We start from the raw sequence: 14681 nt of genomic DNA on the forward strand, positions 1-14681 counted from the left end.
TCAGTGGTGCGCCCCGTGGTCGGCTTCACCTCCCGCCAGCGCATACAATTCCTGGACAGCCGGAAGCTTCGCTGCTGCAAAGTTGCGCAGTTGCTTGTTGGTATTCCGGCTGGCACGGTTAAACTGTTCCAATATCATCGCCTGCTTATGTTGCACATGGGCGATATAATCCTGTTCCGCAACTGTAATTGTACCGGCGGTAGACAGGCTGTCTGTCGTTGAATCTGCGGAAACACTTTCCAACGCCAACGCTCCCGGATCTGGCAGAATAACATATTCCACCGTGGCGATCTCCACGAGTTCAGGTAAAATGGACTGATAGGTTTCGACCACCTGGCTTGCCAGTTTCTTCACTTCCGGCGAAGTAGCCGATGCTCCAACACGGTTGGCGAGGTCCACTTCATATGCTGCTGCCTCATGCACAGACTTAAAAAAGCTAAAGCCCTCGCTGTCCACACCTGTTTTATTATTAAACAGGGAAGCCCGGCCCATCGGCTCTCCCGAATGCCGCACACAGGAACCTAACGTAAATACTGCACAGGCAGCAATGAGGGAAATCTTATCCAGTTTCATAGTACTATTTTTATTTTTTGACAGGCAAACTTAGCTAAAATGTGCTTCTTATCAAACAAGTTCCTTGATCCATCAGCATGGATTACGCCAGGTTCCGTCCGGCATTGACCACACCGTATATGGTACGCGTTACCAATTTGGCGTATACTTCATTGTCTGGCTCTTCCTGCAGCTGCCGGATGGCATAATGCTGGATAATAAGCAACGGCAGCACAATTTTCTCCCGCATGGCAATGGACTCGCGTTCTACCGGGTAGTTTTCCATCAACGTGGTGCTTTGGCTGAGCTTCAGCACATAAGTCTTTGTCCGTTCAAACTCATCACACATTTTCTGCCAGAATGCACCAAATTCCTTATCTTTCTGAATATAGGATGTCAAATCAAAATTGGATTTGGACATCGACATCATGCAATTGTCGATCATTGTCTTAAACATCCCCGAAGTTTCATACAGCTCCACCACCTCATTCCACCGGCCATCCTTATCGGCCTGTTGCAGGGCCATGCCCACTCCGTAAAAACCGGGAATGTTTTGCTTCAACTGACTCCAGGAAGTAACAAAACTGATGGCACGGAGGTCCTCCAGACGCAATTCGCGATCGGCATTCCGCTTCACGGGGCGACTGCTGATGTTGATCTGCGAGAGAAACTTGAGTGGACTGAACCGTTCGAGGTATTTAAGAAACAGCGGATCATGCCGCAGCTCCAGGAACTTTTCATGACTGACGTTAGCCATGTAGTCGATCAGCTCCTTTTTCTCTACGCTCAGCGTATCACCGTCTTTCTGGCCGATGTGCGAATTAAGTCCGGCATAAAGCAGCTGCTCAATATTGTAATGGGCCGTGTCCAGCGAACCATACTGACTGCTGATGGTCTGCCCCTGGATGGTCAGTTGGATGTGGTCATTGACCACCTCTTTTCCCATGGCTGCATAGAACCGCTGGGTTTTTCCTCCGCCGCGGGCAGGGGGTCCTCCCCTTCCATCAAAAAAGACCAGGTCCACATCATATTGCCGCGCGATGGCGGTAAGTTCAATTTTAGCTTTATAGATAGACCAATTGGCCATGAGGTAACCGCCGTCCTTGGTACTGTCGGAGAAACCCAGCATAATGGTTTGCCGGTTACCCCGGCGCTTCAGGTGTGCCGCGTACTGTTTATGGGTATACAGTGATTTCATCACATCTGCCGCCCGCTCAAGGTCATCCACCGTCTCGAAAAGCGGCACAAAATCCATGTGCAGGGAGTCCCGCTTCCAATCGCTCCAAAGGAACAGCTCCATCAGTTCCAGGATATCGGATGCCTGCTGGCAATTGCTGATGATGAACCGCTGCGCTGCGCGCTCCCCTCCCGACAACTGAATCTCCTTAATCAGGTGGATCACATCAAGCGTATCGGCCACCAGCGCCGAAGCAGCCGCATCGTGCCGTAGGTCCAGTTCCTGGAATTGCAATGCCGCTTGTTTGCCTGCCTCGTCCCGTTGTTCGAAATCGGCACTTATGCCGGCCAGGTCCGGGTATTTTTCACGCAGGTACCGGTGCGTTTGCCGTAGGATGCTGCTGTCCTGCCGAAGGTCCAGCGTGGCAAAAAAGCAGCCGAACGTCTTTACCTTCCGCGCCATATCGTCAACCAGTTCCACAAACAGCCCATCGTGGTACTCTACAAGCACCCGTTTTATCTCCCGCAGGTTTTGAAGAATATGGCTTTTTTCATTCCTCGGGGTCTGGGGCGGATTAAAGCTATTTTCATACAACAGGTCGTACAGCTTATCCATGTATTTTTCCACACCCCGGAAGGTCAATCGCCTTTTCAGTACCCGGAAATCACGGTAGTAGCAGCGGAAGAGCACTGTACGGAGCAGCATCGCGACCTGCCGTGTACTTTCCACGGTAACGTTGGGATTACCGTCGCGATCGCCGCCCGGCCAGAAACCAAGTTCCACCACCGGATTAATATCTTCAGCAGATATATCAAACTCATCGTCTATTTTCGACTGAATGGCCGATGCCACCGGATAAAACACGTTCTCCAGAAACCAGGCCAGGCTGATCGCTTCATCCACCGGCGTTGGTTTACGCTTATTCATAAACGGTGTTTTTCCCAGCTGCTGCAGCAGCAGGTGGGCGTTATGAATGTCGTTCTGTTTGAGGGCCTCCGTTAAGTCCGTGATGATGGACAGTACGGGCCCCGGATAGAACTGTGTCGGATGCGCCGTCAGGACCAACCGAAGCGAAAAATTCTGGAGTTTATCGATGAGCTTTTTCCGGAGCGCCTTATTGTTTTCCGTTAATTTGAATACGGAGTCAAGCATGCCGGCCTCGTCCGAACGGCCGGTTTTTTTAAATGCCGAATCTTCCACGGCATCGAAAAGCACGACCTGGCGTTCAATATACTGGATAATCCGGAACAACAGGTCTATCCGGTCGGATTCGCCGATATACTGTTTATATTCGTTAAAGAAGCTCTCAAGAATGGTTTCCGGATCCAGCTTGTTTGCCACCCCCCGTTCACAATGTGTAGTGAAGAATGGCAGGAGCGTTCCCGTATGCTTCACCTGATAAAACGGCAATGTCATAAATAGACTATTGAACAGCTCAAACCGGGTGAGTACTTCGTTTTCAAAGACTGCTTGCTTTTTACTTAACTTCATGCCATATAAAATGAGGAACTAAATATAACGAATGTTGATATCTTCGGGTCAGCATCATTGGACAATTCCGCTAACCAAACCGCCAAATATAAAAATAGTTTGTTAAAAAATGGACAAAACGTTACTACAATAGCAATAATTACAGGAATGTGTTGAAAAAAATCCAATATAGTTTTCGTGTTTCCCGACGGAAAAAGCCCCAGTTGTCCGCTGGGGAAAAACAAACCGGGAAACCGCCGGTCATTGCCTTACTAAAAGCAAGACAGCGCCCGAAAGCGCTTGTCTTAAACGTGTTAAAGGTTATACTATACACTTTCATCGGTTACACCAACCTAACAGCTCGCCGTGCCGGAGAGCGGGAGTCACTGCCCTATCTGTCCTGCAAAAACGCCCAAGTTGGATGTATTTAAAATGCGACCCCAATAGCCAGGCCCATACGGGCGCCCGCCCAGGGTCCCCTGAGCAATAGCCGGCCGCCGTTTGCATCCACGGACGCAGTGGTTTCTACCATCGGAATCTCCAGTTCGTTCAATGCCTCGCGTAATCCTTCCTGTTCCTGCGGACTCAGCGTGGCAGTCCCCTTCAGGTCGCCTCTTGCACCTCCGTATGCCGCACCCAATATCCACCAGTCGAGGTAAAACCGTTGCGCAATACGCCACTGCGCACCAAAAAGTATCCCTCCCGTAAAACTGTTGACCCGTCCCGTGAGCGGGATATTGCGGGTTTCTGATATTGTGCCGGATTCACCCGTCAGGCTCACCTCATATTCAAATTCCGCGAAATCCAGGCCATAAGTACTGTAACGGAAATAAGGTGCAAGATAGAATCCCCGTGGCCCATCGTGCTTGCCAAAATAAAAACGTGGTTCCAGCGTGATGGCCGTGCCGCCAACCCGTACATGCTGCAGGTCATCAAAGGTTTCCGCATCATCAATAATGGATTCAAAGCTGCCGAGCATTGGAAAACTACCCCGCGGAACCATGGCCAGACCCAGCCCAACGGATATCTTCCGCGCGACGAGCCGCTCATATTGGAATGAAAAACTACGCAGGGGAAGCGCCAGCAGATTGATTTTGGCAACATTCATATCATAATCGCCTTCTGCCTGCCCGGACTGTAGTATAGGATCCGGAACCGGTGCGGCACGCAGCTGATATTCCTGTGCGTAACTACACGAAATAAGGGCGGTTAATAAGAGAAAAAGGAATGTCTTTAAGCAGTTCATTGCATCCATAGTGGGCTATTCATTGTATCCACAACGCATTGTGATCAAAAAAGAAACAGTATTTATTGATTGTTGTTTTAGCTGTTTTCATGGAATCCCGATTTCAGCATCATGGATGGGTGAAGGTAAGGGTTTGTACAGGATCCCACAACGGGTTTTGCAAAAAATCCCAAAAGTCCAGCCATTAACCTGAAAAAAAACGGACAGCACAAAGTCAGGCTATCCGTTCTATTTTTCGATTTAGGCATTATCTTTTTGCAGTATTGTGGCGGCTATTCCACTGGGCAACCGGTCGGTTAGTTAACCGCCAAACGGCTCTGCATATCAGGAATAACGCTTTCATACGTCCTCAACACGCGGTCCCACCGGCGAAAAGATTCATCCGAATTAACACTGGTTCCCGGAGGCGCGATTTCAGATACCAGTTTCGCCTTGTATTCCAACGGATTGGAACTGGTTGTCCTGATAATCAAACGGGTACGGACGACACCGGAGTTAAACGCCTTGGCTGACCACGCCGTCGCCATATACCCTGTTGCCTTATCCATAATGGCGATGACATCAAATGAACCCGTAACGATGCGGTTCAATAACAGCCAGGATTCATCGGTATTTCTCGATGGCTTAATGTCTATGTCCTGGTTCGCCAGGTTGGTGACAAAGGAATTTTCGTATGCCTCATCTTTCGTAAGCTGGATAAAATCCGTTTTCGGGATCACGTTAATGCCGTTGTTGTCGTAGTTACGGATCTCGGTAACGAATCCTACCTTTTCGACACGCACGTTTATAGCAGCCCGCTTGTCAATCTTAATCTTGGCGGGCGAGGTCACCTGATTGCCGTCAATGAATAAATTTGCACCGCTTTCCGTGCTGATGGTGAGGGTTCTCTTTTTCGGCTTCTGCGCCTGGGCAGGAGCGGCAAATAGCGCAAAAGACATGACGAATGCCGCCATCATAATTGGTAGATGTTTAATTTTCATAGCAACTGTTTGTTTTTTTAATGATAAAATGAGTTAACGATCCATCGCGATTTCACGTCAATTACTGTTGATTGATCACACAAAACTACGGATACCGAAAAACAACATATATACCCAAAAGTAAGTATTTTCTGTGCTGCCGGTGCCCAACAGGAAGGCCCTTCATTAACGGTATTGAGGGCCTACTATCACAATCTTTTTACATATCTTTGTGGATACCGCCGATCTGCCGATAGGGGTACCGTTTCAGCACGCTTTCAGGCACAGAAAAATGAAAAAGGCACAGGATATCCAGAATTTCTTTTATAGCCAGTACTTTGCCGACGGGATGCGCATCACTTTCGGCACGGTAACGCCTGCGCTTATTTTCTCGCTACTGGGTAACCTGCAGATCGGGATCACCATTTCACTCGGTGCCCTCGCCGTTGGACTTGTCGACACGCCGGGGCCGCCAAGCCATCGCCGCAACGGCATGTTTGCGTGTACGGCCGTCGTATTTGCCGCTGCACTTATCACGCTGCTGGTAAACAGCCAGCCGTTTTTGCTTGGCTTAACTATTGTTGGCCTGGGTTTTCTTTTTTCCATGTTTGCCGTGTATGGCGCGCGTGCCTCTTCTGTAGGCACGATGGGCATCATGATCATCATCCTCAATACCGGAGCCGGCGATGTGGCGTCCGACGCCATATCCCACCTGGCCTACCTGCTGATTGGCTGCGTTTGGTATATGCTGCTCAGCCTGTCGCTTCACCAGGTGCGTCCCTATCGTCAGGCCCAGCAAGAGCTGGCCGAATCCATCCACAATGTGGCAGACTACATCCGGATCAAGGCTAGGTTCTATGATCCTTCGACAGACACCGATAAAAACTACCGCACCCTCATCGAACAGCAGATCGTTGTGAGCGAACATCAGGATAACGTACGCGACCAGCTTTTCCGAAGTAAGCGGATTATACGCGACACCACGAAAATCGGCCGGCTGCTGATCCTGATTTTTACGGATATCATCGACCTGTTTGAGCAGAGTATGGCAACCCACTACGATTACGATTCCATACGGGATCAGTTTGGCAAGACCGGCATGCTCCAGCATTTCAAACGGACGATCCTGCGGATCAGCAACGAACTCGACCGATTGGCGTACCAGATTAATGCCAACAAACGACCCAAGCCACTGTATGATTTCAAGCAGGAGCTGGAACAGCTGCGCATGGCAATTGATCATACCGAGCAGACTTACGGTGTAAACACCCTGCCGCTGAAAAAGATCCTGATTAATGTACGCAACCTGGTCCAACGGATAACCAATATCTATGGTTACTTCGATGCAAAGCAAACCAATACGTTCCGACGGGAGGAAGCTGATTTAAAGCGATTTGTTGAACATAAGGAAATCGATCTCAAACAATTCAGGGAAAACCTCACGCTGAAATCGACCCAGTTCCGCCACGCGGTCCGTATGGCCATTGTGCTGGGCATGGGTTACCTGATCTCCTTTATGCTTGACATCGGTACACACAGCTACTGGATTCTGCTCACCATCATGGTGATCCTAAAACCAGGTTTCAGCCTCACTAAGCAACGGAACTTCCAGCGGTTGGTCGGCACGGTCATCGGCGGTATCGCAGGGGCATTGATCCTTCTGATGGTCAAAGATGAGACTTCCCTCTTCATCCTGTTGCTGTTCCTGATGGTGGCCACCTATAGCCTGATCCGGATCAACTACATCGTGAGCGTCATGTTCATGACACCTTATATCCTCATCCTGTTCAGTTTCCTCGATATGAATACCCTGTCGGTGCTCCGCGAGCGGATTATCGATACGTTTATCGGATCGGGACTGGCCTTTGTTTCCAGCTACATCATCCTGCCCAGCTGGGAGAGCGCACAGGTTCAGGGCGCGATGCGAAAACTACTGATCGCTAATTACCAGTATATCGCCCAGGCATTGAAAATCATTGCCGGCCAAACGCTCAGTGTCACGGATTATAAATTGGCCCGTAAAGAAGTGTACATCACCACTGCCAACATGGGATCGGCATTCCAGCGGATGATCACCGAGCCCAAATACAAGCAGCAGAATACAAAGGAAATGAATAAGTTTGTCGTATTTAACCACATCCTTTCCTCTTACTCAGTCACCCTGCTCAACAATGTGCAGGAGGCCGATAATTCCGCGTTGACCGGAGAGCAAATCAAAACGATCCGCAAGACGCTGTATATCCTGGCCCAATCAATCCACTTATTCGAACCCGATGATGAGGCTGATGATTTTCACGAAACCGAGGTGGAAACACCTGCTGATATTGATGCAAACAATATCGATTCGGAAGAACTTAGGTTGATTACCGAACAGCTCCAGTTCCTAAACCGCATCGCAGTTGATCTGCATAAAACCTGTGACCGGTTGGCGGAACAGCAAAAAAGCCGACATCCCGCCTGACGCAACATTCCGCCCGTGATTTTTGTTTTCGCGCGATTGTCGTGTATCTTTGCCCTGCATGGAAATAGCTACCGATCGTTTTGATGTACTTATTATTGGTGGCGGGCCTATTGGGTTGGCCTGTGGCATCGAGGCGCAGGCGGCTGGCCTGTCGTACCTCATCATTGAAAAGGGGTGTCTGGTAAATTCCCTCTTTAATTACCCACAGACCATGACATTCTTTTCCACTTCGGAGCGGCTGGAAATCGGGGGTGTACCTTTTGCTTCCATTAATTCCAAACCCCGGCGCGCCGAAGCACTGGAATACTACCGGAGGGTACAGCAGAAATTCAGTTTGAATATCCGGCTCTTTGAAGAGGTTGGAACGGTGGAAAAGCAGGACACGGGGTTTAAGGTAACCACATCCAAGGCGGTTTACCGGGCCGAGCAAGTGATTGTGGCTACAGGATTCTATGATATACCGTGCATGCTGGATATCCCGGGAGAATCTTTGCCGAAAGTCGCCCATTATTATCATGATCCCCACTATTACGCCGGCCAGCGGGTCGTGGTGATCGGTGCCAGCAACTCATCGGTGGATGCCGCCCTGGAAACCTATCGCAAGGGGGCGGAAGTGACGCTGGTGGTACGGGATAGTGATATTGGAAAACGGGTCAAGTACTGGGTCAGACCAGACATCGAAAACCGGATTGCCAATGGAGAGATAACGGCATTATTTAATAGCCGGCTTACCGAAATCCGGGCCGCTTCGGTGGACGTACTTACGCCTGCCGGGCCGATTACGTTGGATAACGACTTTGTGCTGGCACTAACGGGCTATCAGCCCAATTTCAGTTTTTTGGAACGTATTGGCATCGATCTCGCAAAAGATGCTTCAAGAGTACCATACCACAATCCCGAAACCATGGAAACCAATGTCCCCGGCCTTTACCTCGCCGGGGTTGTCTGCGGCGGCATGAATACCCACCTGTGGTTTATCGAGAATTCCCGTATCCACGCCAGCCAGATCATCAGGCACATTACCGGCAGCTAACGGCCCTTACGCGCGAAGTCCCTTAAGCAGTATGATAGCCATCTTTTTCTGCAGGGTCAGGATGCGGTCGAATTCCTCCTTCGTCGGAAACAGCAATCCCTTAATGTCACTCAGTACGCTGAACCGCATACCAACCAGCGCATACAGGATAATCTCTGCTGTTTCGGCCACATCATCCACCTTTAACTGTCCATTCCCGTTGCCTTTACGCAATATTGCACTGATGAGCTCTATTTCTTCATCCTTGGCTTCACCCATTACACAGGCCATTTCATCCGGCATCTGCTGGACCGCCGACATGGAATATTCCAACAGGGTATAGTATTTGGTGATAAACGCAATACGCTTATCCAGCATATACATCATGGCCTCTTCGCAGTCGTTGATGGCACTTAAGCCCGCTTCAATTTCCTGGAATGTCTTTCGCATGACGTGTTCCAGTACCGCGGCATATAGGCTGTTCTTATCCGGAAAGTAGTAATATAACAACGCCTTGGAAAACGAAAGGTCTTTCGCAATCTCCGCCATCGTCGTCTTGGTTAGTCCAAAATGAGCAAATCTACGGGTAGCCGCCTCCAGGATCAATGTGCGTTTTTTATCTGCATTAATCATATCATCAAAATCCAATTATTTGCTCTCAGGTCAATCGCGTATCTTTGGAAACCAAAGCTAACTGAGCTAAAGTTAAACATACTTTTGAATAATTGAAAATATCCGTCAATATATGAGGCTTTTGATCCAGGAAAACTTCCCGTTAAAATCCTATAATACCTTCGGCGTTGACGCCAGGGCACGTTATTTTGTCGAAATTAATGATGAAGCGGAACTGAAGCAGCTATATACACAGCACGAAGACCTGCTGCGTCTGCCTGTGCTGATTCTGGGCGGTGGGAGCAATATCCTGTTTACACGGGACGTTGACGGACTGGTCATCCATATGGCCATCCAGGGCATTGACCACCGAATCACCGGAACTTCCGTGGAGGTCGTTGCAGGTGGCGGCGTGATCTGGAACGACCTGGTATGGTACTGTGTGGACCGCAGGTTCGGCGGCATCGAAAACCTGGTGCTGATCCCCGGAACGGCGGGAGCGGCGCCGGTTCAGAATATCGGCGCCTACGGTGCCGAGCTCAGCGGGGTCTTTCGCCAATGCCGCGCATTTGATACACATACTGGGGAAATGATAACCTTCTCCCGGGAGGAATGTGGGTTTTCCTATCGCGACAGCCGCTTCAAAAGAGAAAAGGGAAGGTATATCATTACCCAGCTGTCGCTGAATCTGACGCTCACCCCGGCGCTGAATACCGGCTATGGTGCGGTCCGTTCGGCACTGGAAAGCCGGGGAATCCATGAACCTACCCTGTCGGACGTTGCCGAGGCGATTTCCAGCATACGGACCGAAAAACTGCCGGATCCCGCAACCATAGGCAATGCAGGCAGTTTTTTCAAGAACCCCGTTATCACTGTACAGCATTTGGGTCAGTTACAAACGGCGTTCCCCCACCTGGACTTCGTGTATTTCCCGGCAAATAAGGACCATGTTAAAATAGCCGGCGGATGGCTGATCGAACAATGTGGCTGGAAAGGGAAACAAGTCGGCGATGCAGGCACCTGGAAAAACCAGGCGCTGGTATTGGTGAATCACAAAAATGCCTCAGGGTTAGACATATACAATCTGTCTACACAGATTATTGACGATGTAAAAGAGACCTTTGGAATTCTATTGGAACGGGAAGTAAATGTGGTATAGTATTTTCAAAACCTTATTAATATCTTAGCATTAAATTTACCAACATCATTTCTTTTTAGCACGATACTTGCAATACGAAAGGCGACACTAGATAAACCGAAGCAAAACGTCACGTTTTCTTCAAGTAAGCGACAGACCGCTTATTTGTACATAAAAAAATGTTTAACCCGGAGATCCAGCGCAACCTGGAATCCATTAAACCGTAAAGAAATGACGAAATTTGAGTTTAACACCTTAGTGGTTCAGCACACCGATTCCCTTAAAGGTTATGCCCTGCATTTCACGCACGACAACGAAGACGCTAATGACCTGGTACAGGACACGGTACTGAAGGCGGTAACCTATTACGGCAAGTTTAAAGATGGAACCAACCTCAAAGGCTGGCTATATACCATCATGAAAAACACGTTCATCAACCACTACAGGCGTTTCGTAAAAACGAATGCGCTGGTTTCCAAGTCAGATGAAATTTCCCACGCCAGCCTTTTGCATAGCGCTACACGGAACGGCGGGGAAAATAAATTTATCATGGAGGATATTTCGGGGGCGATGACGCAGCTATCGGATGAATATTACGTACCATTCAGCATGTATTTCGAGGGATATAAATACCACGAAATTTCCAAGCACCTGGATATACCGATCGGAACGGTTAAAACACGCATACATGTAGCCAGAAAGGCGATGAAAAAAGCATTGGCACCCTATAAATACGAACGGAACTGATGCCCGCTGCTTCCCAGGAAACTACCTGTATGCCGGATCCGCCGCTACCTACCTATTCACGGTCCCAACTGGCGCTGCGAAATGGACAGGACCGCCCCGAAATATGGGTGGCCTACCGCGAGTATATCTACGACGTTTCAGGCAGCCGCCTTTGGCGAAGGGGCATGCATTATGAGCATTGGGCCGGACAGGACCTAACAGCCGAACTGGCGGATGCCCCACATACGGACCGGGTATTCGCTGCGTTTGAAGTGGTGGGAAAGCTGGTATAATGGAAGCAATCTACTCAGATATCAAACCTGCTCAACGCAGTAAAGCGCGCAATCCGCTGATTAATATCTTCCTGGGTCAGTTCCCGCAGCCGCTCGGTTCCAAACTTCTCCACACAGAACGAAGCCAGTGCTGAGCCCAGTATTACCGCATTCCGCATGTTGTTGAAGTTGATCGTCCCTACCTTAGCTAGGTAGCCAATGAACCCGCCTGCAAAAGCGTCGCCTGCGCCGGTTGGGTCATATACATCAGCCAGCGGCAATGCTGGGGCAGAAAAAATCTGGCCGTCGCCGAATAGCAGCGCACCATGCTCGCCCTTTTTAATAATCAGGTATTTCGGTCCCAGCTTCAGAATGTGTTCCGCTGCCTTGACCAATGAATATTCACCCGAAAGCTGGCGGGCTTCTGCATCATTGATCGTCAGCACGTCTACCTGTTTCAACACCTGCAACAGGTCGTCCCACGCCGTATCCATCCAGAAATTCATGGTGTCCAGCACCACCAGCTTCGGCTTTTTGCGCAGTCGGCTCAGGGTCGTTGCCTGCACCTGGGGAGTCAGGTTTCCGAGTAACAGGTAATTGCAATCCTGATAGGATTCCGGAACAACGGGATCAAAATCAGCCAGTACGTTAAGTTCCGTAGCCAACGTATCCCGGTTATTCATGTCGTTATGGTATTTGCCCGACCAAAAAAAGCTCTTTTCTCCTTTCTTGATCTGAACACCGTCGAGCTGGATATCCCTTGATTTAAAAATGCCGAGGTTTTCATCACCGAAGTCTTCTCCAACCACGCCGACCAGCTTCACAGGGTTATACAGGTAAGCCGCCGCCAGGCCGGCAAACGTCGCCGCTCCCCCTACAATTTTATCTGTCTTGCCAAAAGGGGTTTCAATGGCATCGAAAGCAATGGTACCGATGATTACTAAACTCATAATGATCTATCAAACTGTTTTACGCATTTTTTAAACTGGGCCTAAAGGTATGCCTTTTTTGAGAAATAATCCAACAGACGCACGCAAGCTGCCGCGATCTCCGCAGCGGGCCGGTTATCCGGGTCAGTTGCTCCGGAATATTCCCGGCGTCAGGCCTGTCTGTTTTTTAAAGAAATTGCTGAAGTGGGCAGGTTCTTCAAATCCAAGGCTGTAGCTTACCTCCGCAATATTCCAGTCCGTATGCTTCAGCAGCGCCTTGGCTTCACTGACCAGGCGGTCTGTAATGTGATGTGTGGTTGTTCTTCCTGTGCTGTGTTTTACCGCCCGGTTCAGGTGGTTTACATGCACATTCAGCTCCGCAGCAAAGTCCTTCGCCGAACGGAGTATCAGGTGCTGTTCGATGCTCTCAATGGGAAATTGCCGCTCGAGCAGTTCAATGAACACGGTGGTGATCCGCGTGTTTGCGTCAATATAATCATACCGGCTTTCCGCCGGCTGCATTTTCAACGCATAATGCATGATTTCCATCACGTAGTTCCGCATCAGGTCATACTTGAACCGATAGTCGGATTGCATGTTATCAAGCATCCTTTCAAATACGGCCCCAATTTCCTGCGCCACCGCTTCATCCAGTGTATACGCCGGCTTTCCTCCCGGCGCATACATGGGAAAGTCCCGCAGGTTGCCCCGCAGGTACTCGCTGAAAAATGAAGTCTTAAAAATACAGAAATACCCATCGCCGCGCTCACCTATCGACTCAAAGGTGTAGGGTACCTGCGGGTTAAAAAAAAGCAGTGTGGTACCCTGCACCTCAAAACTCTTATCGGCATAGTGAATGGCATAATGCCCGTGCAGAAACGATATTTTATAATAATCTTTACGGCTGTACCGGATCGGCTTTTTATGCGTGGCGCAGTTCATCGGGAATACATTAAACTGCCCGAGATCCGGTTTAACGCCTGTGGCGGTTATATTGAACTTATTCCGGTAAAAATCCTCGAACGTTTCGATGTCCATGCCGATGGGATTAGGCCATAAAGTTACAATTTTCTGTCGCTTCCCTGACGGTCAAGCATCCAGCCCGGATATTCCGGCGTCAGCCTGCTCACCTCGTCCAGAGCCTTCAGCTCATCGTCCGTCAGCGTTACCGTTGTGGAATGCATGTTGTCGTGCAGCTGCGACTGCTTGTTTGCTCCAATAATTACTGAAGTGACCACCGGCTGATGCAGCAGCCAGGCCAGTGCTATTTGTGCAACACTGACATCCTTTTCGGTCGCCAGCCGCTGCATTACATCGATGATGTCGAAAGCCCTGTCTTTGTTGACGGGCGGGAAATCAAAGCTGAGCCGGCGCCCTTCAGTTGTTTCCGAATGGCGACTGTATTTGCCGCTGAGAAACCCGCCCGCCAGCGGGCTCCACACCATCAGGCCCACTTTTTGGTCGAGCAGCAATGGTGTAATCTCCCGTTCCAGTTCACGGCCAGCCAGTGTATAATATGCCTGCAATGAAACGAATTTTGATAGGCCTTTAAGTGCCGATATACCCAGGGCCTTCATCAGTTGCCAGGCGGCGAGGTTACTGCAACCGATGTAACGCACCTTGCCGCTTTGCACCAGGTTATCCAATGCATACAGGGTTTCTTCCAAAGGTACCAGGGGGTCAAAGCCGTGGATCTGGTACAGGTCAATGTAATCGGTGTCCAGGCGCGTCAGGCTTTCCTCGGCCTGCTGGAGGATATGGCGGCGGCTCAGGCCGATGTTATTCGGCCCATCACCCATGCGCCCCCGTACTTTCGTAGCCACCACCAGTTCCTGCCGCTTAATACCCAGGTTCCGTATGGCGGCGCCCGTCATCTGTTCACTCAGCCCTTCGCTGTAAACGTTTGCCGTATCGATAAAATTAATACCACCGTCCACCGCTGACTTCACCAGTTTGTCGACCTCATCCTGCGGCAGGGTACCGATGGAAGTCCACATGCCCTTGCCACCGAAAGTCATGGTGCCCAGGCACAATTCAGATACCGCTAAACCGGTATCACCAAGCATTTTTAATCGCATATGATCATGATTTAAAAGATAAATTCGCTGGATACATTAGCACCTCTTT

At 49.7% G+C, this 14681-nt stretch carries 13 protein-coding genes; 5 read left to right on the forward strand and 8 right to left on the reverse strand.

All coding sequences use genetic code 11. From position 1 onward, the window contains the following. The 4 genes from NEV57_RS10200 to NEV57_RS10215 form a co-directional block, all read right to left on the reverse strand. A complete protein-coding gene (locus NEV57_RS10200) occupies positions 1-573 on the reverse strand; it encodes a DUF4142 domain-containing protein (protein WP_257658222.1) in 573 nt (190 codons plus the stop codon). An 82-nt stretch (positions 574-655) separates the two neighbouring features. Further along, on the reverse strand, positions 656-3220 hold the full coding sequence (locus NEV57_RS10205; protein WP_257658223.1) for a phosphoenolpyruvate carboxylase: 2565 nt from the start codon (positions 3218-3220) through the stop codon (positions 656-658). 406 nt (positions 3221-3626) lie between these two features. Further along, a complete protein-coding gene (locus tag NEV57_RS10210) occupies positions 3627-4445 on the reverse strand; it encodes a DUF3575 domain-containing protein (protein ID WP_257658224.1) in 819 nt (272 codons plus the stop codon). A gap of 296 nt (positions 4446-4741) precedes the next feature. Continuing rightward, on the reverse strand, positions 4742-5425 hold the full coding sequence (locus NEV57_RS10215; RefSeq protein WP_257658225.1) for a hypothetical protein: 684 nt from the start codon (positions 5423-5425) through the stop codon (positions 4742-4744). A gap of 271 nt (positions 5426-5696) precedes the next feature. On the opposite strand from NEV57_RS10215, the gene NEV57_RS10220 reads away from it, so the two are divergent. Together NEV57_RS10220 and NEV57_RS10225 are read left to right on the forward strand one after the other, a co-directional pair. Further along, positions 5697-7865 carry an FUSC family protein gene (locus NEV57_RS10220; RefSeq protein WP_257658226.1) on the forward strand — a complete coding sequence of 723 codons (2169 nt, stop codon included), beginning with the start codon at positions 5697-5699 and terminating at the stop codon, positions 7863-7865. 58 nt (positions 7866-7923) lie between these two features. Then, entirely contained in the window at positions 7924-8898 is a 975-nt protein-coding gene (locus NEV57_RS10225) for a YpdA family putative bacillithiol disulfide reductase (RefSeq protein WP_257658227.1), read from the forward strand. A gap of 6 nt (positions 8899-8904) precedes the next feature. Here the strand turns inward: NEV57_RS10225 and NEV57_RS10230 are convergent, their stop codons facing one another. Beyond that, positions 8905-9510 (reverse strand): TetR/AcrR family transcriptional regulator, encoded by a 606-nt coding sequence (locus tag NEV57_RS10230; RefSeq protein ID WP_257658228.1) that lies wholly within the window; start codon positions 9508-9510, stop codon positions 8905-8907. 112 nt (positions 9511-9622) lie between these two features. On the opposite strand from NEV57_RS10230, the gene murB reads away from it, so the two are divergent. The 3 genes from murB to NEV57_RS10245 all read left to right on the forward strand — a co-directional run bounded on the left by murB (position 9623) and on the right by NEV57_RS10245 (position 11646). After that, the gene (gene murB / locus NEV57_RS10235) at positions 9623-10648 is read left to right on the forward strand and encodes a UDP-N-acetylmuramate dehydrogenase (protein ID WP_257658229.1); all 1026 of its coding nucleotides are present in this window, start codon (positions 9623-9625) and stop codon (positions 10646-10648) included. Positions 10649-10858: 210 nt separating this feature from the next. Beyond that, the gene (locus NEV57_RS10240) at positions 10859-11374 is read left to right on the forward strand and encodes an RNA polymerase sigma factor (protein ID WP_257658230.1); all 516 of its coding nucleotides are present in this window, start codon (positions 10859-10861) and stop codon (positions 11372-11374) included. 29 nt (positions 11375-11403) lie between these two features. Next, positions 11404-11646 (forward strand): cytochrome b5 domain-containing protein, encoded by a 243-nt coding sequence (locus tag NEV57_RS10245; protein WP_372340074.1) that lies wholly within the window; start codon positions 11404-11406, stop codon positions 11644-11646. Between the two features lie 14 nt (positions 11647-11660). Here NEV57_RS10245 and NEV57_RS10250 read toward each other — a convergent pair whose 3' ends face one another. The 3 genes from NEV57_RS10250 to NEV57_RS10260 form a co-directional block, all read right to left on the reverse strand. After that, on the reverse strand, positions 11661-12575 hold the full coding sequence (locus tag NEV57_RS10250) for a PfkB family carbohydrate kinase (RefSeq protein WP_257658232.1): 915 nt from the start codon (positions 12573-12575) through the stop codon (positions 11661-11663). A gap of 123 nt (positions 12576-12698) precedes the next feature. Continuing rightward, positions 12699-13592 carry a helix-turn-helix domain-containing protein gene (locus NEV57_RS10255; RefSeq protein WP_257658233.1) on the reverse strand — a complete coding sequence of 298 codons (894 nt, stop codon included), beginning with the start codon at positions 13590-13592 and terminating at the stop codon, positions 12699-12701. A gap of 23 nt (positions 13593-13615) precedes the next feature. Continuing rightward, positions 13616-14632, reverse strand: a complete 1017-nt coding sequence (locus NEV57_RS10260; protein ID WP_257658234.1) for an aldo/keto reductase — start codon at positions 14630-14632, stop codon at positions 13616-13618. Positions 14633-14681: the final 49 nt, after the last annotated feature.

This window comes from Parapedobacter lycopersici (assembly GCF_024643285.1).
In the GTDB taxonomy this organism is placed as follows: Bacteria; Bacteroidota; Bacteroidia; order Sphingobacteriales; family Sphingobacteriaceae; genus Parapedobacter; species Parapedobacter lycopersici.

Excerpts from the sequence above, each read along its gene's own strand:
- NEV57_RS10200 (WP_257658222.1), bottom strand. The coding sequence starts at position 573 with ATGAAACTGGATAAGATTTCCCTCATTGCTGCCTGTGCAGTATTTACG.
- NEV57_RS10250 (WP_257658232.1), bottom strand. The coding sequence starts at position 12,575 with ATGAGTTTAGTAATCATCGGTACCATTGCTTTCGATGCCATTGAAACC.
- NEV57_RS10245 (WP_372340074.1), top strand. The coding sequence starts at position 11,404 with ATGCCGGATCCGCCGCTACCTACCTATTCACGGTCCCAACTGGCGCTG.
- NEV57_RS10220 (WP_257658226.1), top strand. The coding sequence starts at position 5,697 with ATGAAAAAGGCACAGGATATCCAGAATTTCTTTTATAGCCAGTACTTT.
- NEV57_RS10255 (WP_257658233.1), bottom strand. The coding sequence starts at position 13,592 with ATGGACATCGAAACGTTCGAGGATTTTTACCGGAATAAGTTCAATATA.
- NEV57_RS10240 (WP_257658230.1), top strand. The coding sequence starts at position 10,859 with ATGACGAAATTTGAGTTTAACACCTTAGTGGTTCAGCACACCGATTCC.
- NEV57_RS10205 (WP_257658223.1), bottom strand. The coding sequence starts at position 3,220 with ATGAAGTTAAGTAAAAAGCAAGCAGTCTTTGAAAACGAAGTACTCACC.
- murB (WP_257658229.1), top strand. The coding sequence starts at position 9,623 with ATGAGGCTTTTGATCCAGGAAAACTTCCCGTTAAAATCCTATAATACC.
- NEV57_RS10215 (WP_257658225.1), bottom strand. The coding sequence starts at position 5,425 with ATGAAAATTAAACATCTACCAATTATGATGGCGGCATTCGTCATGTCT.
- NEV57_RS10210 (WP_257658224.1), bottom strand. The coding sequence starts at position 4,445 with ATGAACTGCTTAAAGACATTCCTTTTTCTCTTATTAACCGCCCTTATT.
- NEV57_RS10225 (WP_257658227.1), top strand. The coding sequence starts at position 7,924 with ATGGAAATAGCTACCGATCGTTTTGATGTACTTATTATTGGTGGCGGG.
- NEV57_RS10230 (WP_257658228.1), bottom strand. The coding sequence starts at position 9,510 with ATGATTAATGCAGATAAAAAACGCACATTGATCCTGGAGGCGGCTACC.
- NEV57_RS10260 (WP_257658234.1), bottom strand. The coding sequence starts at position 14,632 with ATGCGATTAAAAATGCTTGGTGATACCGGTTTAGCGGTATCTGAATTG.